Here is a 23,158-nt window from a genome sequence, read left to right as displayed (position 1 = left end):
AGCCTTTCAGCGCCGATGGTACTGCAGGGGGGACCCTGTGGGAGAGTAGGACGCCGCCGAACAATTTTTGGGGAAAGCCCCGCACCAGATCGTAGGAATACGGTCACGGTGCGGGGCTTTTTCGCGTTTACCTGCTGGTTTTGGGGCGTTTGGGAGAGGCCGGGCCGGCTGTCTCCCCCGTACCCCCTGTGCATCCGTTGGCCCTCGCTGACGGTAGGGTCGGGGAGCATCGTCGGCACATTTCCCACAGGAGGCCCCCGGGTGGAGGTCCAGGAGACTCGCGTTCAGACGGACCGGGTGCTCACCATCCCCAATATTCTCAGCATGGCGCGCCTGGTAGGCGTTCCGCTCTTCCTGTGGCTGATCCTTCGTCCCGTCTTCAATGGGCCGAACAGTGATGGCTGGGCCCTGCTGGTGCTGGCGCTGAGCGGTGTCAGTGACTACTTGGACGGGAAGCTGGCCCGCCGGTGGAACCAGATCAGCAATCTGGGGCGACTGCTCGACCCGGCCGCTGACCGGTTGTACATCCTTTCCACGCTGGTAGGCCTCACATGGCGGGAGATCCTGCCGATTTGGTTGACCGCCGCACTCGTCGCCCGTGAGCTGATGCTTCTGGTGATGGTGGGAATCCTTCGCCGGCACGGCTATCCGCCGCCCCAGGTGAACTTCCTGGGCAAGGCCGCGACGTTCAACCTGATGTATGCCTTCCCGTTGCTGCTGCTCAGCGACGGCAGCGGATGGCTCCCTGCGCTCGCGACAATTTTCGGATGGGCGTTCGCTGGGTGGGGTACAACTCTCTATTGGTGGGCAGGAATCCTGTATGTGGTTCAGGTCCGCCGGTTGGTGAAGGCGGACGAAGCGGCCGACTGAGCTCGGCGCCCGCGGTCCCCGGCAGAGAGCCGGCAGAAGCGTTGGCGCCACAGGGACTGCCCCTCAGGGCGAAGTCGGCAAGACCGTCGTCTCTTGTAGGAGGACGTTTCCGACATGAAGGCCGTCGTGATGGCTGGCGGCGAAGGCACACGTCTTCGCCCCATGACTTCGAGTATGCCCAAGCCGCTCCTGCCGGTCGTCAACCGGCCGATCATGGAGCACGTGCTGCGGCTGCTCAAGCGGCATGGGCTCAATGAAACCGTCGTGACCGTGCAGTTCCTGGCGTCCCTCGTCAGGAACTACTTCGGTGACGGTGAAGAGCTCGGCATGGAGCTCACCTATGCCAATGAGGAGAAGCCCCTCGGTACTGCGGGCAGCGTCAAGAATGCCGAGGAAGCCCTCAAGGACGATGCCTTCCTGGTCATTTCCGGTGACGCTCTCACCGACTTCGATCTGACCGACCTCATCAACTTCCACAAGGAGAAGGGTGCACTTGTCACGGTGTGCCTGACCCGAGTGCCCAATCCTCTGGAATTCGGCATCACCATTGTCGACGAGGAGGGAAAGGTCGAGCGCTTCCTCGAGAAGCCGACGTGGGGACAGGTCTTCTCCGACACCGTCAACACGGGCATCTATGTGATGGAGCCCGAGGTGTTCGACTACGTCGAGGCCGACAAGTCCGTGGACTGGTCCGGCGATGTCTTCCCGCAGCTGATGAAGGAAGGCAAGCCGATCTACGGCTATGTCGCCGAGGGCTACTGGGAGGACGTCGGTACGCACGAGAGTTACGTCAAGGCGCAGGCCGACGTACTCGAAGGCAAGGTCGACGTCGACATCGACGGGTTCGAGATCTCTCCCGGCGTCTGGGTCGCGGAAGGCGCCGAGGTCCATCCCGACGCCGTGTTGCGCGGTCCTCTCTACATCGGGGACTACGCGAAGGTCGAAGCGGACGCGGAGATCCGCGAGCACACCGTCGTCGGGTCGAACGTGGTCGTGAAGAGCGGGGCCTTCCTCCACAAGGCCGTCGTCCACGACAACGTCTACATCGGCCAGCACAGCAATTTGCGCGGCTGCGTGATCGGCAAGAACACCGACATCATGCGGGCCGCCCGCATCGAGGACGGCGCCGTCATCGGGGACGAGTGCCTCGTCGGTGAGGAATCGATTGTCCAGGGGAACGTCCGCGTCTACCCCTTCAAGACCGTGGAGGCCGGTGCCTTCGTCAACACCTCGGTGATCTGGGAGTCGAGAGGCCAGGCCCATCTCTTCGGCGCTCGCGGAGTCTCCGGCATCCTCAATGTGGAGATCACCCCGGAGCTCGCGGTCCGTCTGGCGGGCGCGTACGCGACGACGCTCAAGAAGGGGTCGACGGTCACCACGGCGCGTGACCACTCCCGAGGTGCGCGTGCGCTCAAGCGCGCCGTCATCTCGGCGCTGCAGGCCAGCGCCATAGACGTACGCGACCTGGAGAACGTGCCGCTGCCGGTCGCGCGTGAGCAGACCGCGCGGGGAACCGCCGGCGGGATCATGATCCGTACGTCGCCGGGCGTGCCGGACTCCGTGGACATCATGTTCTTCGACGAGCGGGGCGCCGACCTCTCCCAGGCGGGGCAGCGCAAGCTCGACCGGGTCTACGCGCGCCAGGAGTACCGGCGCGCCTTCCCGGGCGAGATCGGGGACCTGCAGTTCCCGTCCAGCGTCTTCGACTCGTACACCGGGTCGCTGCTGCGCAAGGCCGACACCACCGGCATTGCCGAGGCAGGCCTGAAGGTCGTCGTCGACGCGTCCAACGGAAGCGCCGGCCTCGTCCTGCCCAGCCTGCTCGGCCGGCTCAAGGTGGACTCACTGGTGATCAACCCCGGTCTCGACGAGTCGAGGCCGACGGAGTCCGCTGAAGGACGGCGGGCCGGGCTCGTACGGCTCGGGGAGATCGTGGCCTCGGCGCGTGCCGCGTTCGGAGTGCGGTTCGACCCCGTGGGTGAGCGGCTCTCCCTCGTGGACGAGCGTGGCCGGATCGTGGAGGACGATCGGGCGCTCCTGGTCATGCTGGACCTGGTCGCGGCCGAGCGGCGCAGCGGGCGGGTGGCACTGCCGGTGACGACCACCAGGATCGCCGAGCAGGTCGCGGCGTACCACGGTACGCAGGTCGACTGGACGACCACCTCCCCGGACGATCTGACGCGGGTGGGCCGTGAGGACACCACGATCTTCGGCGGTGACGGGCGCGGCGGGTTCATCGTGCCCGAGTTCAGCAGCGTCTTCGACGGCGCCGCGGCCTTCGTGCGTCTCCTCGGTCTCGTCGCGCGCACCCAGCTCACGCTGAGCCAGATCGACGCGCGGATCCCCCAGGCCCATGTGCTGCGGCGGGACATCCCGACGCCGTGGGCGGTCAAGGGCATGGTCATGCGCACGGTCGTGGAGGCGGCCGGCGGCCGGTCCGTGGACACGACCGACGGGGTGCGGGTCGTCGAGGCCGACGGGCGCTGGGTGATGGTGCTGCCCGACCCGGCCGAGGCCGTCACCCATCTGTGGGCCGAGGGACCGGACGACGTATCGGCTCAGGCCCTGCTCGACGAGTGGGCCGCGGTGGTCGACAGCGCAGGTCACTGATGTTGTGAGGGTGTGCCGGGCCGTGCCGTGGGGCGCGGCCCGGCACACCGGTGGGGCCATTCGGTGGTAGCGGGGCCGACGTGCGACGATGTGCGGCATGTCGCAGCAGCCCCCCGTTCGGAGCACGCCGTCTCCGCCACCGCGCCCCGACGCGTCGATGTCGCTGCTGACCAACGTCATGGACCACGCGCTCGACGACGGCTACGCCGAGGCCACCGCGCGCCGTGAGGCCGAGGGAGGTGCGGGGCTGCCCCGCACCCTGCAGGCCAAGCTGGCGCTCGCGGGCGGCCTGGTGCTGGCCGCGCTCGTGGTGACGGTCGGGGCCGCGCAAGCCCGCATCACCGCCCCGGTCGTGGCCAAGGAACGCCAAGAGCTGATCAACCGGGTCGAATCCGAGACCAAAGCAGCCGACAAGCTCCAGGACGACGTGGACGGGCTGCGCACCGAGGTGGGGGACAGCCAGCGCAAGGCGCTGGAGAAGCACGGCGGGGACCAGGGCGAGCTCGTGGCGCTGCTCTCCGGCGCGACCGAAGTGCACGGGCCGGGCGTGAAGTTGGTCGTCGACGACGCGAAGGAAACCGTTCAGGGCGACGGCAGCCGGCCGCGCGAGAGCACGACGTTCGCGGACACGGGACGGGTCCGGGACCGTGACATGCAGCGTGTGGTCAACGGGATGTGGCAGTCGGGCGCGGAGGCGATCGCCATCAACGGGCAGCGTCTGACATCGTTTTCGGCGATCCGGGCCGCGGGCGACGCCATACTGGTCGACAACAGGCCACTGGTGCCGCCCTATACGGTGCTCGCAGTCGGGGACGGGAAAAAGCTCAGCACGGCCTTCCAGGACAGCGCCGACGGCCAGTACCTGCATGTGCTGCAGCAGAACTACGGGATCAGGGCGAGCATTTCGACCGAGACCGATGTGCGTCTGCCGGCGGCACCGAGCCTGACCGTACGTACCGCACAACCAATGGCCACGGGCGCCGCTAAGGGCGCGGCCGACACAGGGAAGGGCACATCGTGATCGCCGTACTTGGCCTCGTCGTGGGAGTCGTGGTCGGACTTTTGGTCCGGCCCGAGGTGCCCGCGGTGGTCGAGCCCTATCTGCCGATCGCCGTGGTCGCGGCACTCGACGCGGTCTTCGGCGGGCTGCGCGCCATGCTCGACGGCATCTTCGTCGACAAGGTCTTCGTCGTCTCCTTCCTGTCGAACGTCGTGGTTGCGGCCCTGATCGTCTTCCTCGGTGACAAGTTGGGCGTCGGCGCACAGCTGTCGACCGGTGTGGTCGTGGTGCTCGGCATCCGGATCTTCTCCAACGCGGCCGCCATCCGCCGCCACGTCTTCAGGGCCTGATGCCGATGAGCGACGTACGGAACACCGATCCGGGTGACGGCGGCGAGGAACGTCCCGTCGCCACGCCGAGTGAATCGAGCGAGGGCAAGCCGGAGCTGACGGGGCGCCAGCGCCTTGCCGCGGGGCTGTGGCCGCCGCGGGTCAGCCGGGCGCAGCTCATCGTGGCGCTGCTGCTGTTCGTGCTCGGCCTCGGCCTCGCCATCCAGGTGCGCTCCAACAGCGACAACAGTGCGCTGCGCGGTGCCCGCCAGGAGGACCTGGTGCGCATCCTGGACGAACTGGATTCCCGTACCAAGCGCCTTGAGGACGAGAAGCAGCGTCTGGACGGCCAGCGCACCGAGCTGGAGACCAGCTCCAACCAGGCGGAAGAGGCGCGCAAACAGACCGTCGAGAAGGAACGGCAGCTCGGTATCCTGGCCGGAACGGTCGCGGCGCAGGGACCCGGCATCACCTTGACGATCAGTGATCCGAAGGGCGCAGTCGAGTCCGACAAGGTACTTGACACCGTCCAGGAGCTGCGCGCGGCAGGGGCCGAGGCGATCCAGATCAACAACGTCCGTGTGGTGGCCAATACCTACTTCTCGGACGAGGCCGGGGGGATCGGCGTGGACGGAACCAAGGTGAGCGCGCCGTACGTCTTCAAGGTCATCGGCAGGCCGCAGGATCTCGAGCCGGCGCTCAACATCCCCGGCGGGGTGGTGCAGACTCTGGAGAAGGAGCAGGCCACCGCCACCGTGGCCCGCTCGGAGAAGATCATTGTGAACGCCTTGCGGGCAGCGAAGCGGCCTGACTACGCTCAGTCGTCCCCGCACTGATGGGGGCATACGTGAGGGCTGTCGGACAAGAGCGGAACGTTGCGGGGGGTCGCCGCTCCGTAACAGTGGTGCGTGGTGGAAACTGTTTGGCGGATACGGACGTTGTGAGGATGTCCGGGTCGGCCGGTGTGTTGATTCTGGGTTCGTCCTGCCCCACGGGCGGGTCTATTTCGGTCAAGGGGAATCGCCCGTGAAGTTGTTTGCGAAGTTGTTCGGCAAGAGCGCACGCCAGGACGGCGGCAGCGCCGCCAGGCACCGTGCTCAGCGCCCCGACGGGCCGGAGGAGCAGGGTGGCGAGCGTCCGCTGTTCCGCGACGAGGTGGCTGGTTCCGGCGGTGACATGCCGGGCGCGTCGTCTGTTGACCCTGCGGGTGAGCGGCGCATAGGTTTCGGGGAACCGTCAACCTCGAGTACGGGTGGAGGGTTTGGCTCCGACCCGTATGCCACCAGTGCCCACGCGGTGCCGCCGCGGCAGGAGGATCCGTCGATGTCGGGCTTGCCTGTTTGTACGAGGTGTGGGCACAGCAACCCCGCAGCCAGCCGGTTCTGCTCCAACTGTGGCGCCCCGCTGCGCCCGGGTGTCGTTCCGGAGCGCGCCGCCGAGACCACCTCGACCATCTCCATCTCCGGTCTTGAGGCGTACGACGCCGAGGTGACGGGCCAGACGCAGTTGCCCTCGCTCTCCCCGGAGGCGCAGGCCGCGGTCGACGCCCTTCCGCTGGGCTCGGCGCTCCTGGTGGTGCGCCGCGGGCCGAACTCGGGAAGCCGCTTCCTCCTGGACGGCGAGCTGACCACGGCCGGTCGTCACCCGCAGAGCGACATCTTCCTGGACGACGTGACGGTCTCGCGCCGCCATGTGGAGTTCCGCCGGGGTGCCGACGGGCGTTTCACCGTCTCCGACGTCGGCAGCCTCAACGGCACGTATGTGAACCGTGAGCGGATCGACGCCGTCGACTTGGCCAATGGCGACGAGGTCCAGATCGGGAAGTACCGGCTGGTCTTCTACGCGAGCCAGCGCGCTCTCTGAGAACCGGCCAGGGAAGGTCCATGCTGCATTCACCGACGGGCGGTGCCGGATCGGGCACCGCCACCGCGGGCGGCCGGCTGATGAGCATCGGCGGCGTGCTCAACCAGTTGCGCGACGAATTTCCCGAAGTGACCATCTCGAAGATCCGGTTCCTGGAGTCCGAGGGCCTGGTCGAGCCGCGCCGTACGCCGTCGGGGTACCGCAAGTTCACCGCGGGTGACGTCGAGCGGCTGGCTCAGGTGCTCCGCATGCAGCGGGACCATTATCTGCCGCTCCGGGTCATCCGCGAGCACTTGGACGCCCTCGGCCGGGGTGAGCAGCCCCCGCTGCCGGCGCCGGGCGGCTCCCGTGAGCCGTTCGACGCGCTGGGCGAGCCGGACCAGGATCGGCCCACGGCGGCCCGGGTGGGCCGGGCGGAGCTGATGGCGGCCGCCGAGGTCGGCGAGGCGCAGCTGGCCGAATGGGAGTCGTACGGCCTGCTCACGCCGGGTCCCGAGGGCGGTTTCGATGCGGAGTCGGTGAACGTGGCCCGTCTTGTGGCGGATCTGGGGCGATTTGGTCTGGAACCTCGTCACCTGCGCGCCATGAAGGCCGCGGCGGAGCGTGAGGCGGCCCTGGTGGAGCAGGTCGTGGCGCCCCTGCGATTGCACCGCAATCCGCAGACCAGAGCCCATGCGGAGGCCACCACGAAGGAGCTCGCGGCGCTCTCCGTGCGGCTCCACGCCGCGCTCGTACAGACCGCCCTGGGTGTCCGGCTTCACTGATCTTGTAGGTGCCCGACTACCCAAACCTGCCGAGCACGTCCTAGGGTTGCTGTGTGAACGAGCTCGACGTCGTGGGTGTCCGGGTGGAAATGCCCAATAACCAACCGATCGTGCTCCTGCGTGAAGTGGGAGGCGATCGGTACCTTCCCATCTGGATCGGTCCAGGTGAGGCGACCGCCATTGCCTTCGCCCAACAGGGCATGGCTCCCGCACGGCCGCTGACGCACGACCTTTTCAAGGACGTGCTGGAGGCCGTGGGCCAGGAGCTGACCGAGGTCCGCATCACGGACCTGCGCGAAGGCGTCTTCTACGCGGAGCTGGTCTTCGCCAGTGGGGTGGAGGTGAGCGCCCGGCCGTCCGACGCCATAGCGCTGGCGCTGCGCACCGGCACGCCGATCTACGGCAGTGACGGTGTGCTCGACGATGCGGGCATCGCCATCCCGGACGAGCAGGAGGACGAAGTGGAGAAGTTCCGCGAGTTCCTCGACCAGATCTCTCCGGAGGACTTCGGGACCAACAGTCAGTGAGCGCCGGGAGCGCTTGGCCAGGGAGCACCGGGAACCATGTAGCCGGTGAGCACCGGAATCAGGTGATCCGGCGGCTCTGGGAGTGAGGATCTGCGCCGCGGGAGCGAGCGTGTGCACCACAGGTGCGCCGGGGTGGCTCGGCGCATTCGAGAAGCCTTTCCCGTTGGTGAGACACGGGAAACCACTCTCAGGGTGATTATCACTCGGCGTGCCGAGTGTGGCGATCGTTGACGCACCCCGGGTGACTGCCTACCGTCGAGTGGGCAGGTCAAGGACGGAGGGTCGGCGTGAGAATGAGCGGCGACGGTACGGCAGGGGGCGCTCCCGGGCGAAGTCCGGGGGAGAACGTGCCGTATCCGCTTCACAGCAGTACGGCCGAGCCGACCACCGAGACGATCGGATACCGGGGGCCGACCGCGTGCGCGGCTGCGGGCATCACCTACCGCCAGCTGGACTACTGGGCCCGTACCGGCCTGGTCGAACCGAGTGTGCGTCCGGCCTACGGGTCGGGCACCCAGCGCCTCTACAGCTTCCGTGACGTCGTGGTCCTGAAGATCGTCAAGCGGTTCCTCGACACCGGTGTCGCCCTGCAGAACATCCGCGCCGCCGTGCAGCACCTGCGGGAGCGGGGCTTTCGCGACCTGGAGCGGATGACGCTGGTGAGTGACGGGGCCACCGTCTACGAGTGCTCGTCGCCCGACGAGGTCGTCGGTCTGCTCCAGGGCGGCCAGGGCATCTTCGGGATCGCGGTCGGCGTCGTGTGGCGGGATGTCGAATCGGCCCTGTCGCAGCTCCATGGCGAGCGGGTCGACACCGGCGAGACCCTGGTCGGGCACAACCCCACCGACGAGCTGGCCAGGCGCCGCAACCGGGCGGTCTGAGGCCCGGCCGCCGTGCCGCGACCGGGCTGTCCGAGGCTCTGACGGTGGCGCCGCGTCCGGGCGGTCTGAGGCCCCGACGCCGCGCAGCGACCGGGCGGTCTGTCGCCCTGGCGGCGGTGCCGCGTCCGATTGTCAGTGGCGTACGGCAGCATCGGAGATGTGAGAGCCGCTCCCACCATCCTGCATCTGGACATGGATGCCTTCTTCGCCGCCGCGGAGCAGGCGTCGAAACCCAGCCTGCGCGGAAAGCCGGTCATCGTGGGCGGGCTCGGACCTCGCGGGGTGGTCTCCACGGCGTCGTACGAGGCACGGATCTTCGGGGTGCGGTCGGCGATGCCCATGGCGCAGGCCCGGCGGCTCTGTCCGAACGCGGCGTATCTGGTGCCGCGCTTCCAGCTCTACCGCACGATCAGCGAGCAGGTCATGGAGCTGCTGGGGCGTCTGTCGCCGCTGGTCGAGCCGCTCAGCCTGGATGAGGCCTTCGTGGACCTGGAGGCCGGTGGGGTGGCCTTCGGGACGGCCGCCGCGCGGAAGGCCGGTGAGCGGCTGCGCAGGGACATCAGGGCGGTCACGGGGCTCAGCGGCTCGGTCGGGCTCGCCGGGTCCAAGATGCTCGCCAAGATCGCCTCCGAGGAGGCCAAGCCGGACGGGCTCTTTCTGATCGAGCCGGGCACCGAGCGCGAGCTCCTCGCCCCGATGCCGGTGCGCACCCTGCCGGGCGTGGGGCCCGCCACCGGCGAGCACCTGCGCCGTGCCGGCATGACCACGGTGGCAGATCTCGCCGAGGCGGGCGAGGACGAGCTGGTACGGCTGCTCGGGAAGGCGCACGGGGCGTCGCTGTACCGGATGGCCATCGGGTACGACGACCGGCCCGTGGTGGCCGAGCGGGATGCCAAGTCCGTGTCGGTGGAGGACACCTTCGACGTGGACCTGCACGACCGGGTACGCATCATGACCGAGGTAGGGCGGCTCGCGGAGCGGTGTGTGCGGCGGCTCCGGGCGTCCGGGCACTCGGGCCGGACCATCGTGCTGAAGGTCAGACGCTACGACTTCTCGACGCTGACCCGGTCCGAGACGCTGCGGGGGCCCACGGACGACCCCGCGGTGGTGCGCGAGGCGGCGGGGCGCCTGCTCGACTCCGTGGACACCATGGGCGGGGTGCGGCTGCTCGGGGTGGGGGTCACCGGGCTCGCCGACTTCACCCAGGAGGACCTGTTCGCGCAGGCGGCGGGGGAGCGGGCGGCCCAGGAGGAACCCGAGGGTGCGGCCGAGGAGGCGGTGGCGCCCGCGCCCGAGCCGGAGCCCGCGGAGGACCCGGCACGGCGGCGATGGCTCGCCGGACACGATGTGCGGCACAGCGAGTACGGTCCGGGATGGGTGCAGGGCAGCGGTGTCGGGCGCGTCACCGTGCGCTTCGAGACCCCGACCTCACCGGCCCCGGGCCGGGTGCGGACCTTCCGAGTGGACGACCCAGGACTCACCCCGTCGGAGCCGCTGGCCCTGGTCGAGGCGCCCGGGGTGGACACCGAGGTGGACCCGGGCGCGGTGACAGAGGCGGACCCGGGCGCCGACAGCGAGGTTGACCGGAGGGCAGCGACCGAGGCGGGCCCGGGCGCGGTGACAGAGGCGGTCCCGGGCGCCGACAGCGAGGTTGACCGGAGGGCAGCGACCGAGGCGGGCCCGGGCGCGGTGACAGAGGCGGTCCCGGGCGCGGTGACAGAGGCGGTCCCGGGCGCGGCGGCAAAGGCGGACTGGGGCGCTGGCACCGAGGCAGACTCGGGCCCACCGATCGAGGTAGACCCGGGCGCGGAGGGAACGGCGGAGGAAAAGGCTGACCCGGGTGCGAGGGGACAGGTAGAAGAAAAGGCTGACCCGGGGAGGGAGGGACAGGCAGAGGGCAAGGCCGGCCCGGGTGCCGGGAATCAGGTAGCCGGAGGACCGGGGGCGTGGGGTCAGGCGTCGCCGTTGGCGAGGCGGCCGAAGTCGCGGTCGGACGGCGGCGGGCCGGGTTCGGGGGCCGCGATGTCCAGACCGTAGTGGTGGTACAGCTGAAGCTCCTGTTCCGGGGAGAGATGGCGGCCCACGCCGAAGTCCGGCGCGTCCTTGATCAGACTGCGCTCGAACGGGACGTGCAGCGCGTCGTCCACCACGGTGCTGGGTTCGAGGGGGACGAAGGCGTCCCGGCTGAACAGGCCGGTGCGCACGGCGGCCCACTCCGGTGCGCCCGTAGCGTCGTCGAGGTAGACCTCGTCCACCGTTCCGATCTTGCGTCCATTGCGGTCGTACGCCTTGCGGCCGATCAGGCTGCGCGGATCGATATCGGTCTGCACGGTCCCTCCAATTGGTCGCAACCGGTCAGAACTGCTCCATAAGCACTACAGAAGTGCACATCGTGGGTGTTGGCCACTTGAGCAGTTGAACAAAGAATCGGCTCGGAGCGCGCTGGTAGGCTGGCAAACGGCTGCTGACCCCGTGCGGGAGAGTCCACCGAAGTGCTCACTGAGCGCCACGGCGGACGCCGAAGGAGCAACTCCTCCCCGGAATCTCTCAGGCCCACGGACCGCACGGACGAGGTCACTCTGGAAAGCAGGACGGGGGACGCACGGGCACTTCGGCCCGGGCGGAACCTTTCCTCACCGACGGTGAAAGCCGGGTCGCACCCATGCGCCCGGTGAAGCTCTCAGGTTGAGATGACAGAGGGGGAGGCCGTCCGGGTACCCGCGCCGTGGTACCCCTCGCAGGTCGTGCGACCAGGAGGCCTCCGTAATGACCGCCAACCGCATTCCGCTCAGTCAGCTGGAGCGTGGCATTCCGTTCGAGCAGCGCCACATCGGGCCCGATGCCGAGGCGCAGGCGAAGATGCTCGCGCAGGTCGGCTACGGCTCGCTCGACGAGCTGACCGACGCCGCCGTCCCCGCCGTCATCAAGAGCGCCGGAGCGCTCGGCCTGCCCGAGGCGCGGACGGAGGCCGAGGTGCTCGCCGAGCTGCGCCGGCTCGCCGACCGCAACCAGGTGCTCGCCCCGATGATCGGCCTCGGTTACTACGGCACCTTCACGCCGCCGGTGATCCTGCGCAACGTCATGGAGAACCCGGCCTGGTACACCGCGTACACGCCCTACCAGCCGGAGATCTCGCAGGGCCGCCTCGAAGCGCTGCTCAACTTCCAGACCATGGTCGCCGAGCTGACCGGCCTGCCGACCTCCGGCGCCTCGCTGCTCGACGAGGGCACCGCCGCCGCCGAGGCTCTCGCGCTCTCCCGCCGGGTCGGCAAGGTCAAGGGCGGGGTCTACCTGATCGACGCCGACACCCTGCCGCAGACCGTCGCCGTGATCCAGACGCGCGCCGAGCCGACCGGTGTCGAGGTCGTCGTCGCCGACCTGAGCGACGGCATCCCCGCCGAGGTCGCCGAGCGCGGCGTCTTCGGCGTGCTGCTCCAGTACCCGGGCGCCTCCGGCCGGGTCCGCGACCTCAAGCCGGTCATCGACGCGGCCCACGAGCTCGGCGCGATCGTCACCGTCGCCGCCGACCTGCTCGCCCTCACCCTGCTCGCCTCGCCCGGCTCGCTCGGCGCGGACATCGCCGTCGGCACCACCCAGCGCTTCGGTGTCCCGATGGGCTTCGGCGGACCGCACGCCGGCTTCATGGCCGTCCAGGAGAAGTTCGCCCGCAGCCTGCCCGGACGCCTGGTCGGCGTCTCCGTCGACGCCGACGGCAACAGGGCCTACCGCCTGGCACTGCAGACCCGCGAGCAGCACATCCGCCGCGAGAAGGCCACCAGCAACATCTGCACCGCCCAGGTGCTGCTCGCCGTCATGGCCGGGATGTACGCGGTCTACCACGGGCCGGACGGCCTGAAGCAGATCGCCCGGCGCACCCACCGCTACGCCGTCCTGCTGGCCGGGGGTCTGAAGGCCGCCGGTGTCGACGTCGTCCACGAGGCGTACTTCGACACCCTGACCGTGCGCGTTCCCGGCAAGGCCGCCGAGGCCGTCGCCGCCGCCCGCGAAGGCGGGGTCAACCTCCACCAGGTCGACGCGAACACCGTCTCCCTCTCCTGTGACGAGACCACCACGCGGGCTCAACTCGCCGCCGTCTGGGCCGCGTTCGGGGCCGACGCCGATGTGGAGGCGCTCGACGCCACGGCCGCCGACACCCTGCCGGACGCGCTGCTGCGCGACGACGAGTTCCTGACCCACCCGGTCTTCCACCAGCACCGCTCCGAGACCGCGATGCTGCGCTACCTGCGCAAGCTCGCCGACCGCGATTACGCGCTCGACCGCGGCATGATCCCGCTCGGCTCCTGCACCATGAAGCTGAACGCGACGACCGAGATGGAGCCGGTGACCTGGCCCGAGTTCGGGCAGATCCACCCCTTCGCGCCGGTCGAGCAGGCCGCCGGTTACCTCACGCTCATCCGTGAACTGGAGGAGCGTCTCGCGGAGGTCACCGGGTACGACGCGGTCTCCATCCAGCCCAACGCCGGGTCGCAGGGCGAGCTCGCGGGTCTGCTCGCGGTCCGCGCCTACCACCGCGCCAACGGCGACACCCAGCGCACCGTCTGCCTCATCCCGTCCTCCGCGCACGGCACCAACGCCGCGAGCGCCGTGATGGCCGGCATGAAGGTCGTCGTCGTCAAGACCGCCGACGACGGCGAGGTCGACGCCGCGGACCTGCGCGCCAAGATCGAGCAGTACCGCGACGAGCTCTCGGTGCTGATGATCACCTACCCGTCCACGCACGGGGTGTTCGAGGAGCACGTCGCCGAGATCTGCGGCCTGGTCCACGAGGCCGGCGGCCAGGTGTACGTCGACGGCGCCAACCTCAACGCGCTGGTGGGTCTCGCCAAGCCGGGCAAGTTCGGCGGCGACGTCTCGCACCTCAACCTGCACAAGACGTTCTGCATCCCGCACGGCGGCGGCGGCCCCGGCGTCGGCCCGGTCGGCGTGCGTTCCCACCTCGCCCCGTACCTGCCCAACCACCCGCTCCAGCCGAGTGCGGGCCCGGCCACCGGCGTCGGCCCGATCTCGGCCGCCCCGTGGGGCTCGGCCGGCATCCTGCCGATCTCCTGGGCGTACGTACGTCTCATGGGCGGCGAGGGGCTCAAGCGGGCGACCCAGGTCGCCGTGCTCGCCGCCAACTACATCGCCAGGCGCCTGGAGCCGCACTACCCGGTGCTCTACACGGGCCCCAACGGGCTTGTCGCGCACGAGTGCATCGTGGACCTGCGGCCGCTGTCGAAGTCGACCGGTGTCAGCGTCGACGACATCGCCAAGCGCCTGATCGACTACGGCTTCCACGCGCCGACCATGTCGTTCCCGGTGGCCGGCACGCTCATGATCGAGCCCACCGAGTCCGAGGACCTGGGGGAGATCGACCGGTTCTGCGACACGATGATCGCGATCCGCGGCGAGATCGAGAAGGTCGCATCCGGCGCCTGGCCGGCCGACGACAACCCGCTCGCCAACGCCCCGCACACCGCGGCCGCGCTCGGCGGCGAGTGGAACCACGCCTACAGCCGTGAGGACGCCGTCTTCCCGGCCGGTGTGTCGGCCGCCGACAAGTACTGGCCGCCGGTGCGCCGCATCGACGGCGCCTTCGGTGACCGCAACCTGGTCTGCTCCTGCCCGCCGATGGACGAGTACGACCACTGATCCCACGCATGCGTAAGGGCCGGTTCGGGGTGTGTTCCCCGGGCCGGCCCTCGTGTTGTCCGTACCGGACGAGCCCGCTGAGGACCGGTCCGTACGGGAACTGCCCGTACGAGGCCGCCTAGGCGGCCGTCGCCACCTGTTCCGCCGTGAGCGGCCGGTGCGGGGCGATGATCTGCCCGTCCGGCAACAGCTCACCGGTGTCCTCGAAGAGCAGGACGCCGTTGCACAGCAGGCTCCAGCCCTGCTCCGGGTGGTGTGCCACGGGCTTCGCGGCTTCCCGGTCGGCGGAGAAGGCTGTCGGGCAGGCTGGCAGGTGCTTGCACATGGATGCGTTCTTTCGCTGCGTCGTGGTGAGTGTGCTGCGGCTCGATGCGTTGTTCATGGCCGCCCCCCCGTAGTCAGTCGGTCGGTCCGATCCCAGTGTTGCCCCACGGGCGTCAATCCGCAGGGATTTCGCGGCAGCGCTTCCTACTGCTTAATGACGTATCACCCGTGCGGACGGTTCAGCTCAACTGGCCTGTCTTTTCGGGTGGTTCGCAGTGGCCCGAGCGGACTAGGCCGGATGGCGCAGGCGGCGCGTACGCAGCATAGACACACCAGGCCCCGCGACCACACCGGTCGCGGGGCACATTTTTTCGCGCGGCGGCCACCCGGGTCGCGCAGGTGGGGTCAGACGGGCTGCCCGAGGAGCGGAGCGGGCGCCAGCCGCAGCGTGAGGACGGGCAGGAGTTCGCTGACGCGCAGCGGACGGTGGGAGCAGATGCCGGGCGGTGCGGGCGCGAGCGGCACCAGGAGGTCGTGCGGCGCGGGGGCACCCGAGGCGCCGTCGGCGGTGGTGTCGCCGTGCAGCCACAGCGTGAGCATGTACAGCTCGGGAATCGACAGGAGCCGGGGCTGGAAGTGGGTGGCGAGCAGTTCGGCCTGGCGCAGGGCGCGCCCGGTCGAGGCGATGTAGGGGCCTTCGAAGAAGTGCGAGAAGGCCCAGCCGTCCGGCGTGATCCGGGTGTCCGCGGCGGCGACCGGGTGGTCGGGGTCGCTGATCAGGAAGCGCCATCCCGCCAGGCGGGTGCGAGCGGTCCGGCCGCCCGAGGTGATCCCGTCCAGGACGTGGAGCGGGAGCGGCAGTTCGGGGGTGAGCGGACCGGTGGCGGTGCGGAGGGCCGGCGTGCGGGCCTCGCGGACGGCGGTGGGGGAACCGAGTGCCGCGAGGACGCTGCGCAGGGCGGGCGCGGGGGCCGGGGGGACATGCAGCGGCATGGTGGGTCGCCTCTCACTTTCGAAAGACACGGTGATGCGTGGGCAGGGCGGACGGCGCTGTCTGCGGTGCGGGGCGGGGGCAGAGGGGGGCCGACGAGCGATGGCCGGGGCGCCAACTCTCTGCCTCGTTTGCAGAGTTTATACGACACGTGTTCACACAGTGTTTCGTCTAGCTGTCGTCCATATTGCCCGCAAGTCGGTATCAGGGCTTCTTGTGCGGGTGATTTACCCGGGGAAATGTCCCGCGCACCGCCCCGAACTGGAAAGGTGCCCCGGCGGGGGTCGGCCGAAACTCGTCGGTGTTTTTCACCATTGCCGACAAGGAGGTAACTGCCCGTTGCCGTATGCCTGATGAATGTGCCGGGGGCCGCGGCATCGAGGCTACTCTCCCGACGCCGCCCGCGCAGGCGTTATGGATCAGTCAGCCTGGGCATTATCGACCATGACGCGAGCGGCCGGTGTCGCTGGCTGCCCATTCGAGGAGGGACCCTTCGATGGGGGAGAAGGTCGTGGCAGGCGGATTCGACCTGTCCGATCGGCACCGCTACCGATCCAAGCTGCAGCAGTGCCTGGAGGGGCTCGGGATGCTGCTGGCCCAGAAGCGGTTCGACAGGCCCAGGAACCTGATGGGGCTCGAGCTCGAACTGAATCTCGCGGGTCCCGACGGTATGCCGCGCATGATGAATGCCGAAGTGCTCGAACGTATCGCGAGCCGGGATTTCCAGACCGAGCTCGGAATGTTCAATCTGGAAGTGAACATCGCCCCGCACCGGCTCGGCGGCCGCGTATTCGATCAGCTCGCGGAGGAGTTGCGCACGGGACTCGGGTACGCCGACCGCAAAGCCGCCGAGGTCGACGCGGGCATCATCATGATCGGAATTCTGCCGACCCTGGCCCAGGACGACCTGGTGTCCGCCAACCTTTCCGACGTCGATCGCTACACCTTGCTCAACGATCAAATCGTGGCGGCCCGCGGCGAGGATTTCACCCTCGACATCCAGGGCGTGGAACGGCTCACGTGCACCTCGGCGTCGATCACTCCGGAAGCCGCCTGCACCTCCGTGCAGTTGCATCTGCAGGTGACGCCGGCGCGGTTCGCCGCCGTGTGGAACGCGGCGCAGGCGGTCACGGCGGTCCAGATCGCAGTGGGTGCCAACGCTCCCTTCCTGTTCGGGCGCGAGCTGTGGCGCGAGTCGCGTCCGCCGCTGTTCGAGCAGGCCACCGACACCAGGCCGGCCGAACTGCGCGCCCAGGGAGTGCGGCCGCGCACCTGGTTCGGGGAGCGCTGGGTGTCGTCCGCGTACGAACTCTTCGAGGAGAACCTGCGCTACTTCCCGCCGCTGCTGCCCATCTGCGACGAGGAGGAGCCGCTGCGCGTCATCGCCGACGGCGGGGTGCCGCAGCTCAAGGAGCTGGTGCTGCACAACGGCACGATCTACCGCTGGAACCGGCCGGTGTACGGGATCGCCGACGGCGTGCCGCACCTCAGGGTGGAGAACCGGGTGCTGCCGGCCGGCCCCACCGTCAGCGACGTCCTCGCCAACGCGGCCTTCTACTACGGCCTGGTACGGGCCCTGGCGGAGGACGCCAGGCCGGTGTGGACGCGGCTGCCCTTCGCGTCGGCGGCCTCCAACTTCGACGCCGCGTGCCGCTACGGCATCGACGCCGAGCTCCTGTGGCCTGCGCCGCGGCGCGGCGGCGGTGTCGTCCGGGTGCCCGCGATCAAGCTTGTGTGCGAGGAGCTGCTGCCGCTCGCCGCGGCGGGCCTCGACGCGTGGGGGATCGAGCCGGCCGACCGCGACCACTACCTCGGCATCATCGAGGAGCGGTGCCGCCGGCGCGTCAACGGCGCGTCCTGGCAGGTCGACACCTACCACCGGGCGCTGGCCGCGGGGCTGGGCCGGGAGGCGGCGCTGTCCGCGACCACCCGGCGCTACCGGGAGCTGATGCTGGCGGGCGAGCCCGTGCACACCTGGCCCACGGGCTTCCCCGGTCCCCAGGCACGGCACGGCTGACCTCGGCCGACGAGGGCGCCGGGCCCCGGCGGCCGCGGGCATCAGCCGTGGCCGCCGAGCCTCCGGCTGCGGGCATCAAGCCGTGGCCCCCGAGCCCGCGGCTGCGGGAATCAGCCGTGGGCCTGGGTCTCGCCGAGCGCCGTGATCGCCTTGAGGATCACGGCCTGGATGTCGGCAGGGTCGTTCACCTGGTATCCGGCGCCGCCGGTCGCCTGCGCGATCTGTTGCACCTCGCCCCGGTCGGCCCGCGGGCCGACCGCGATGGCGATCAGCGGCACCGGCTTCGCGGGGTCTCTGAGCTTGTGCAGCGCGGTCACGAGATCGGCCCGCGAGATGCTCCCCGGGTCCTCGTTGGCGCCGTCGGTGAGCAGCACCACCGCGTTGAACTTGCCGCTCGCGTACGTCGAGGTCGCCTCCTCGTACGCGGCCAATGTCGTGTCGAAGAGGCCGGTCGCACCGCCCGGCACGGGGTGCAGCGCGCCGAACGCCTGGGTCAGCTTCTCGCGCTGGGTGCGCCCGCCGCCCGCGGGATCGCTGAGCCGGGCGGTCGGCACGAGACGGCGGTAGTCGCGCGAGCCGTCGAGGTGGGTGGCGAAGTCCCACAGGCCGATCTCGTCGTCGGGGGTGAACTGCGAAAGCGCCTGCAACAGCGAGGACTTGGTGACATCCATACGGGAGCGGCCGCCCGAGCCCGGTACCGGGTCGGCCATCGAGCCTGAGGCGTCCACCACCGTGGTCAGACGCGCGCTCTGCACCGTGATCGTCCACATGCCGAGCGCGTCCTGGAGCTCCTGGGCCGACGGCGGCTCGGCGCTCGCGCTCGCGTACGGCTGGGGAGAGCTCGCTCCGGCGGCCGATGCGACCGGGTCGGCGGCCGGCAGGCCCGGCGTGCGGAACCCCAGCCCGGCCAGGACGCGCAGCGACTCGGGTTCGCCGAGCAGCGTCATGAAGCGCATCGCCGCCCGGCTCTCGTTGGTGCTCATCCGCGTCTCGCGGACCATCGTGTACGGGTAGTCGAGCTGCGGCGCGCCGTCCTTGGGGTAGAAGAGCCGCAGGTGCCGGCCGGTGTCGTGGGCGGCGTTGTAGGCGAACGCCGACTGTTCGGAAAGGACCAGCGCCTGATTGCGGTGCGGGTCGCCCGAGCCGTCGGGGGCCAGCGTCTGCACCGCCTGGCCGTCGCCCGGGGAGATGCGCTGCGCGAGCACCTTGGCGAGGGCGGCCGCCCGCGTGTCGCCGTCCGCGCCGCCGCTCGCTGCCGATGTGGCGATGGAACTCAGGGCGAGCAGCCCGGAGGCACTGCGCGCCGGATCGGCCGAACCGAGGCGCAGCTTGTCGTCCTGCGCGGTGGCTGTGGCCAACTCGGCCCAGGTGTACGTCCTTTGGGGCCATCCGAGCGGCTTCGCGGCCTCGGGCACCACCGCGAGGGCGACCGGCGACGCGGCGATGTGCCCCGCCGTCACCACCCCCGCCGACTCGCCCGCGTCCTTCGCCCGGTCGACCCAGAGCGACGCGTCGGGTATCCACACCGAGAAATCGGGCGGGGCGGGGGAGGCCAGCGAAGCCGCGACCTCGTAGGAGTCGCGGGCGCTCACCCGTACGTCCATGCAGGAGCCGTCCGAAGTGATCTTCTCGGTACGGGCCCGGTCGGCGACGGCCCGCACGGCCGGCGCGATGTCGGGCGAGGCGACCAGATCGAGCCGCACCGCGGAGGCCGCGCAGGAGCGGCGGAACGAGAGCAGTCCGCGCTGGACGGCGATGGCCGTGCCCCCGGCCACCGCCATGACCAGGGCGGTGGCGATGGCGACCGTGCGGCGCCGGGCGGCCACCCGGGCAGCCCCGCTGCTCGGCGTCGCGGCGTCGTCGGGCAAGCTGTGACGTCCCATGGCGGTGGTGCCCCTCCTTGACTGGTGAACAAGGAAAAGGGAGACCACGCCCTCGCAATGGCGCCCGTCCCCCGGCCTGTCGCGCGCGATCTTCGAAGTGTCCTTCGAGACCCTAGCGGGGCGGCGGTGGGGATGGAACGGGATTCGTCAACTGGAGGCAGGTGTGCAGGTGGAGGCCGAGCGCGTGGCTGATTCTCTTCCCGAGCAGGGGAGTTCACCGCAGATCCTGCGGTCCGAGACCGTGCTCGTGCTGGCGCTCTCGCTCGGCGCGAGCGGCGTGTCGGCCCTGATCAGCTTTGTCGGATCGCTCACCAAGCCTGGTGGACTCAAGCACCAGGCGGCCAACCTCAACACCTCGTACGCTCCCGGGCGGCCGTGGCTCGATCTCGCCTGGCAGCTCTTCGGCATCGCGACGGCGCTCGTGCCGGTCGCGCTCGTCGCGCACCTTCTCCTGCGCGAACGCGTCGGCGGTCTTCGCGTGCTCGGCTTCGACCGGACACGGCCCTGGCCGGACCTCGCCAGGGGCGTCCTGATCGCCGCCGGGATCGGCAGCGCCGGCCTCGCCTTCTACCTCGTCGCGCGGGCGGTGGGGGGCAACCTGACCGTCGTACCCGAATCGCTGCCCAGCGTCTGGTGGAAGTACCCGGTACTGGTTCTCTCCGCGCTCCAGAACTCCGTGCTCGAAGAAGTGATCGTCGTCGGCTATCTGCTGCGCAGGCTCGGCCAGTTGGGGTGGACGCCGATGGCCGCACTGGTCGCGAGCTCAGTGCTGCGCGGCTCGTACCACCTCTACCAGGGCATCGGCGGCTTCCTCGGCAACATGGTGATGGGCGTGGTCTTCGTGCTGCTCTACCGGCGCTGGCAGCGGGTCGGCCCGCTCGTCGTGGCACACGCACTGCTCGACATCGGTGCCTTCGTCGGGTACGCGCTGCTCGCCGGCAAGGTGAGCTGGCTGCCCACGATGTGAGGGAGCGGCCCGCCGTGCGGGGCTACGGCCTGGTCAGCAGCTCGCCGTCGATGACGGTCACGGCGCGGCCGGTGAGCAGCGTGCGTTCGCCGCGCACTTCGGTGCGTACCAGACCGGAGCGGGGCGAGGCCTGGAGGCCGGTCAGCTCCGTGCGGCCCAGGCGCGCCGACCAGAACGGGGCGAGCGCGGTGTGGGCGCTGCCCGTCACCGAGTCCTCGTCGATGCCCACGTTGGGGAAGAAGCAGCGCGAGAGGTAGTCGTAGCCCGCGGCCGGATCCGCCGCTGCGGCCGTGGCGATGATGCCGCGCTTGGAATGGCGGCCCAACGCACGCGGATCGGGCGCGAGAGCGCGTACGGCCTGCTCGTCGGCGAGCTCCACCAGCAGGTCGCCGATGTCGGCCGAGGTGTCGTGCACCGAGCGGATGGGCGCGCCCAGCGCCTCGGTGAGCCCGTCCGGGACCGCCTCCTCCCTGAGCGTCGAGGTGGGGAAGTCGAGGGTGATGGTGCCGTCGTCGGCGGCGGTCGCCGTGAGGAGGCCGCAGCGCGCGGCGAACCGGACCGTGCCGCTCGCGGCGCCCGTGGAGTGCAGGACGTGCGCGGTGGCCAGGGTGGCGTGGCCGCACATGTCGACCTCGGCGGCCGGGGTGAACCAGCGCAGCGCCCAGTCGGCCTCGCCGCCCGCCGGCAGCGGATGCGCGAAGGCGGTCTCGGCGTGGTTGACCTCGCGGGCCACGTCCTGAAGCCAGTCGTCGGCCGGGAAGGCGTCGAGCAGGAGGACCCCGGCCGGGTTGCCGGCGAAGGGGCGATCGGTGAAGGCGTCGACGATTCGGATGCGCATGTCCGCACCGTACGGGAGGCGGAATCGCGCGGGCCAAGGCCAATCCGGGACGACTGGACCGCTTGCCGATTCCGCGGGTCGTCAGGCCGTGAGCGGGACCGCGTGGACCTCGTCGGCCGGGTGACCGGCTCGCTCGTGGATGCGCTGGACGGCCTCCGCCGACGGCGCGTCGGACAGGCAGTACACCGTGCCCGACTCCGGGTCGGCCCACGCCTTCTCGAAGCGGACGCCCTCCTCCTTCTCTATGGCGAGGTCCGCCTTGTGGGCCTGGAGCAGCTGGTCGGCCGTGATGCCCTTCATCCCGTGGTGGACGTCCATGAACTGGGACATGGCGTCGCACCTCCTTCCGGGTTCGCGGAGGCGTTCGGAACCGGCAAGTCGATTTGTCGGCTTCAGCTCCGTTCCTTCAAGACTGCGCCCGATCCGCGGAGGGAGCGAACGGACCGGAGCCCGTTTCCGCCTCGGTCCAGGCCCCGGATCCACCACGGTCGTGTCCCAGGTGCTTGCCAAGCGTAAGTCGGCGATATATCGTTGATGCATCGCGACAGATCAACGATGGAAGGAACGAAATCATGCGTTCACATGGACACGGACAGCAAGGACCCGGCCATCACGGTCGGGGTGACTTCGAGGGGCGGCGTGCCGCCTTCGGGCCGTTCGGGCCCGGCGGCGGTGGGCCGTGGGGCGGGCCGTTCGGTCCCGGCCGCGGTGGCCGGGGCGGCCCGCGGGGCAGGGCGCGGCGCGGCGATGTCCGTGCGTCGATCCTGGCCCTTCTCAAGGACCGGCCGATGCACGGCTACGAGATGATCCAGGAGATCGGCGAGCGCAGCGGCGGAGCCTGGAAGCCCAGCCCGGGTTCGGTCTACCCCACCCTCCAGCTCCTGGAGGACGAGGGTCTGATCACCAGCGAGAGCGAGGGCGGCAAGAAGCTGTTCACGCTCACCGACGGCGGGCGCGCGGAGGCCGAATCGGGAGCCGACGCTCCCTGGGAGGACGCCGGGCGCGGGGTCGACTGGGAGGCCATGCACGAGATCCGGCAGGCCGGCTTCGGCCTGATGGAAGCGTTCGGGCAGGTCTGGAAGACCGGCTCCGCCGATCAGCGCCAGAAGGCGCTCGCCGTCATCAACGACGCCCGCAAGAAGCTGTATCTGATCCTTGCCGACGAGGGCTGAGCCCTCGCCGTAGTGAAGCCCCGCGGCCGACCGGCCGCGGGGCTTTCACATGTTCGGGCGCGCCCGGCCGTTCAGGCGCACAGCCCCCCGAGCTTGCGCAGCGACTCGTTGAGGGCGGCCGTCGCCGAGTCCTTCAGCTTGCCCGCCATGAGGGAGACCGCGGCCCCCGTGAACTCGCCGTCGACCCGGACCGTGGTGGCCGCGCCGTCGGGGACGACCGTGTAGCGGTTCATGACGTTCACGCCCATCGGGCCCTTGCCGCGGATGCCGAAGACCCGGCCGGCCTCGAACTCGTCCACCGTCCACGCCACTTCGGCGGGAAAGCCCATGAGCTTCATGTTCTCCGCATAGGTCGCGCCCAGCTCCAGCTTGTCGGGGCCGCCCGCCGGGAAGCTCGTGTGGGTGGCGTTCCACTCGCCGTACGAGGAGAAGTCGGTGAGCTGCGCCCAGACCTTCTCGGCCGGGGCCTCGATACGTGCCTCCGCGCTGACCTCGGCCATGCGACCACTCCTTCGTGGGGACTGTGACGG

General features: G+C 70.0%; 20 protein-coding genes, 1 pseudogene and 1 riboswitch. Of the genes and pseudogenes, 14 read left to right on the top strand and 7 right to left on the bottom strand.

Translation table 11 applies throughout. From position 1 onward, the window contains the following. Positions 1 to 261 precede the first annotated feature (261 nt). The 10 genes and pseudogenes from AB0D31_RS24160 to AB0D31_RS24115 all read left to right on the top strand — a co-directional run. Entirely contained in the window at positions 262 to 870 is a 609-nt protein-coding gene (locus AB0D31_RS24160) for a CDP-alcohol phosphatidyltransferase family protein (protein ID WP_362726699.1), read from the top strand. A 114-nt stretch (positions 871 to 984) separates the two neighbouring features. After that, positions 985 to 3,480, top strand: coding sequence for a mannose-1-phosphate guanyltransferase (locus tag AB0D31_RS24155; RefSeq protein WP_362726696.1), 2,496 nt, complete (start codon positions 985 to 987; stop codon positions 3,478 to 3,480). A 97-nt stretch (positions 3,481 to 3,577) separates the two neighbouring features. Then, entirely contained in the window at positions 3,578 to 4,501 is a 924-nt protein-coding gene (locus AB0D31_RS24150; protein WP_362726694.1) for a DUF881 domain-containing protein, read from the top strand. Beyond that, entirely contained in the window at positions 4,498 to 4,830 is a 333-nt protein-coding gene (locus AB0D31_RS24145; RefSeq protein ID WP_003970459.1) for a small basic family protein, read from the top strand. Before AB0D31_RS24150 ends, AB0D31_RS24145 begins: the two co-directional genes overlap by 4 nt. Positions 4,831 to 4,835: 5 nt before the next feature. Then, a complete protein-coding gene (locus AB0D31_RS24140; RefSeq protein WP_362726691.1) occupies positions 4,836 to 5,645 on the top strand; it encodes a DUF881 domain-containing protein in 810 nt (269 codons plus the stop codon). A gap of 82 nt (positions 5,646 to 5,727) precedes the next feature. Further along, a complete protein-coding gene (locus AB0D31_RS24135) occupies positions 5,728 to 6,672 on the top strand; it encodes an FHA domain-containing protein (protein WP_362726720.1) in 945 nt (314 codons plus the stop codon). Between the two features lie 20 nt (positions 6,673 to 6,692). After that, positions 6,693 to 7,436: a MerR family transcriptional regulator gene (locus AB0D31_RS24130; protein ID WP_362726688.1), complete on the top strand. Its 744-nt coding sequence runs from the start codon at positions 6,693 to 6,695 to the stop codon at positions 7,434 to 7,436. 53 nt (positions 7,437 to 7,489) lie between these two features. Then, positions 7,490 to 7,963 carry a bifunctional nuclease family protein gene (locus tag AB0D31_RS24125; protein WP_267054329.1) on the top strand — a complete coding sequence of 158 codons (474 nt, stop codon included), beginning with the start codon at positions 7,490 to 7,492 and terminating at the stop codon, positions 7,961 to 7,963. A gap of 293 nt (positions 7,964 to 8,256) precedes the next feature. Next, a complete protein-coding gene (locus AB0D31_RS24120) occupies positions 8,257 to 8,844 on the top strand; it encodes a MerR family transcriptional regulator (protein ID WP_362726717.1) in 588 nt (195 codons plus the stop codon). A 159-nt stretch (positions 8,845 to 9,003) separates the two neighbouring features. Continuing rightward, a pseudogene (locus AB0D31_RS24115) lies at positions 9,004 to 10,356 on the top strand (DNA polymerase IV); the annotation flags it as partial. A gap of 440 nt (positions 10,357 to 10,796) precedes the next feature. Here the strand turns inward: AB0D31_RS24115 and AB0D31_RS24110 are convergent. Further along, positions 10,797 to 11,174, bottom strand: coding sequence for a PRC-barrel domain-containing protein (locus AB0D31_RS24110; RefSeq protein ID WP_362726685.1), 378 nt, complete (start codon positions 11,172 to 11,174; stop codon positions 10,797 to 10,799). Between the two features lie 135 nt (positions 11,175 to 11,309). Then, positions 11,310 to 11,417: riboswitch (glycine riboswitch) on the top strand. 193 nt (positions 11,418 to 11,610) lie between these two features. Between AB0D31_RS24110 and gcvP the strand changes: the two genes are divergently transcribed. Next, positions 11,611 to 14,496: an aminomethyl-transferring glycine dehydrogenase gene (gcvP, locus tag AB0D31_RS24105; protein ID WP_362726683.1), complete on the top strand. Its 2,886-nt coding sequence runs from the start codon at positions 11,611 to 11,613 to the stop codon at positions 14,494 to 14,496. 118 nt (positions 14,497 to 14,614) lie between these two features. On the opposite strand, the gene AB0D31_RS24100 is transcribed toward gcvP, so the two are convergent. Together AB0D31_RS24100 and AB0D31_RS24095 are read right to left on the bottom strand one after the other, a co-directional pair. Further along, positions 14,615 to 14,821, bottom strand: coding sequence for a DUF5999 family protein (locus tag AB0D31_RS24100; protein ID WP_323177886.1), 207 nt, complete (start codon positions 14,819 to 14,821; stop codon positions 14,615 to 14,617). Between the two features lie 344 nt (positions 14,822 to 15,165). Then, positions 15,166 to 15,753: a hypothetical protein gene (locus AB0D31_RS24095; RefSeq protein ID WP_362726680.1), complete on the bottom strand. Its 588-nt coding sequence runs from the start codon at positions 15,751 to 15,753 to the stop codon at positions 15,166 to 15,168. A gap of 494 nt (positions 15,754 to 16,247) precedes the next feature. On the opposite strand from AB0D31_RS24095, the gene AB0D31_RS24090 reads away from it, so the two are divergent. After that, the gene (locus AB0D31_RS24090; RefSeq protein ID WP_362726678.1) at positions 16,248 to 17,768 is read left to right on the top strand and encodes a glutamate--cysteine ligase; all 1,521 of its coding nucleotides are present in this window, start codon (positions 16,248 to 16,250) and stop codon (positions 17,766 to 17,768) included. Positions 17,769 to 17,878: 110 nt separating this feature from the next. Here the strand turns inward: AB0D31_RS24090 and AB0D31_RS24085 are convergent, their stop codons facing one another. After that, on the bottom strand, positions 17,879 to 19,651 hold the full coding sequence (locus tag AB0D31_RS24085) for a substrate-binding and VWA domain-containing protein (RefSeq protein ID WP_362726676.1): 1,773 nt from the start codon (positions 19,649 to 19,651) through the stop codon (positions 17,879 to 17,881). A gap of 184 nt (positions 19,652 to 19,835) precedes the next feature. On the opposite strand from AB0D31_RS24085, the gene AB0D31_RS24080 reads away from it, so the two are divergent. Next, entirely contained in the window at positions 19,836 to 20,618 is a 783-nt protein-coding gene (locus tag AB0D31_RS24080; RefSeq protein WP_362726673.1) for a type II CAAX endopeptidase family protein, read from the top strand. Between the two features lie 22 nt (positions 20,619 to 20,640). Here the strand turns inward: AB0D31_RS24080 and AB0D31_RS24075 are convergent, their stop codons facing one another. Both AB0D31_RS24075 and AB0D31_RS24070 read right to left on the bottom strand, forming a co-directional pair. Then, positions 20,641 to 21,456: a PhzF family phenazine biosynthesis protein gene (locus AB0D31_RS24075; RefSeq protein WP_362726671.1), complete on the bottom strand. Its 816-nt coding sequence runs from the start codon at positions 21,454 to 21,456 to the stop codon at positions 20,641 to 20,643. An 81-nt stretch (positions 21,457 to 21,537) separates the two neighbouring features. Beyond that, positions 21,538 to 21,786 carry an SCO4226 family nickel-binding protein gene (locus AB0D31_RS24070; protein ID WP_362726668.1) on the bottom strand — a complete coding sequence of 83 codons (249 nt, stop codon included), beginning with the start codon at positions 21,784 to 21,786 and terminating at the stop codon, positions 21,538 to 21,540. 242 nt (positions 21,787 to 22,028) lie between these two features. Between AB0D31_RS24070 and AB0D31_RS24065 the strand changes: the two genes are divergently transcribed. Then, the gene (locus AB0D31_RS24065; RefSeq protein ID WP_362726665.1) at positions 22,029 to 22,628 is read left to right on the top strand and encodes a PadR family transcriptional regulator; all 600 of its coding nucleotides are present in this window, start codon (positions 22,029 to 22,031) and stop codon (positions 22,626 to 22,628) included. A 71-nt stretch (positions 22,629 to 22,699) separates the two neighbouring features. Here AB0D31_RS24065 and AB0D31_RS24060 read toward each other — a convergent pair whose 3' ends face one another. Then, entirely contained in the window at positions 22,700 to 23,128 is a 429-nt protein-coding gene (locus AB0D31_RS24060) for an SRPBCC family protein (protein ID WP_362726662.1), read from the bottom strand. Positions 23,129 to 23,158: the final 30 nt, after the last annotated feature.

This window comes from Streptomyces sp. NPDC048361 (assembly GCF_040651795.1).
GTDB lineage: Bacteria > Actinomycetota > Actinomycetes > Streptomycetales > Streptomycetaceae > Streptomyces.
The sequence above is the reverse complement of the archived record's forward strand: the minus strand, read 5'-3'. Positions and strand labels throughout refer to the sequence as shown.

Coding starts and splice junctions, on each gene's coding strand:
- AB0D31_RS24155 (WP_362726696.1), top strand. CDS start 985: ATGAAGGCCGTCGTGATGGCTGGCGGCGAAGGCACACGTCTTCGCCCC.
- AB0D31_RS24150 (WP_362726694.1), top strand. CDS start 3,578: ATGTCGCAGCAGCCCCCCGTTCGGAGCACGCCGTCTCCGCCACCGCGC.
- AB0D31_RS24140 (WP_362726691.1), top strand. CDS start 4,836: ATGAGCGACGTACGGAACACCGATCCGGGTGACGGCGGCGAGGAACGT.
- AB0D31_RS24130 (WP_362726688.1), top strand. CDS start 6,693: ATGCTGCATTCACCGACGGGCGGTGCCGGATCGGGCACCGCCACCGCG.
- AB0D31_RS24120 (WP_362726717.1), top strand. CDS start 8,257: ATGAGCGGCGACGGTACGGCAGGGGGCGCTCCCGGGCGAAGTCCGGGG.
- gcvP (WP_362726683.1), top strand. CDS start 11,611: ATGACCGCCAACCGCATTCCGCTCAGTCAGCTGGAGCGTGGCATTCCG.
- AB0D31_RS24100 (WP_323177886.1), bottom strand. CDS start 14,821: ATGTGCAAGCACCTGCCAGCCTGCCCGACAGCCTTCTCCGCCGACCGG.
- AB0D31_RS24095 (WP_362726680.1), bottom strand. CDS start 15,753: ATGCCGCTGCATGTCCCCCCGGCCCCCGCGCCCGCCCTGCGCAGCGTC.
- AB0D31_RS24090 (WP_362726678.1), top strand. CDS start 16,248: ATGGGGGAGAAGGTCGTGGCAGGCGGATTCGACCTGTCCGATCGGCAC.
- AB0D31_RS24085 (WP_362726676.1), bottom strand. CDS start 19,651: ATGGGACGTCACAGCTTGCCCGACGACGCCGCGACGCCGAGCAGCGGG.
- AB0D31_RS24075 (WP_362726671.1), bottom strand. CDS start 21,456: ATGCGCATCCGAATCGTCGACGCCTTCACCGATCGCCCCTTCGCCGGC.
- AB0D31_RS24070 (WP_362726668.1), bottom strand. CDS start 21,786: ATGTCCCAGTTCATGGACGTCCACCACGGGATGAAGGGCATCACGGCC.
- AB0D31_RS24065 (WP_362726665.1), top strand. CDS start 22,029: ATGCGTTCACATGGACACGGACAGCAAGGACCCGGCCATCACGGTCGG.
- AB0D31_RS24060 (WP_362726662.1), bottom strand. CDS start 23,128: ATGGCCGAGGTCAGCGCGGAGGCACGTATCGAGGCCCCGGCCGAGAAG.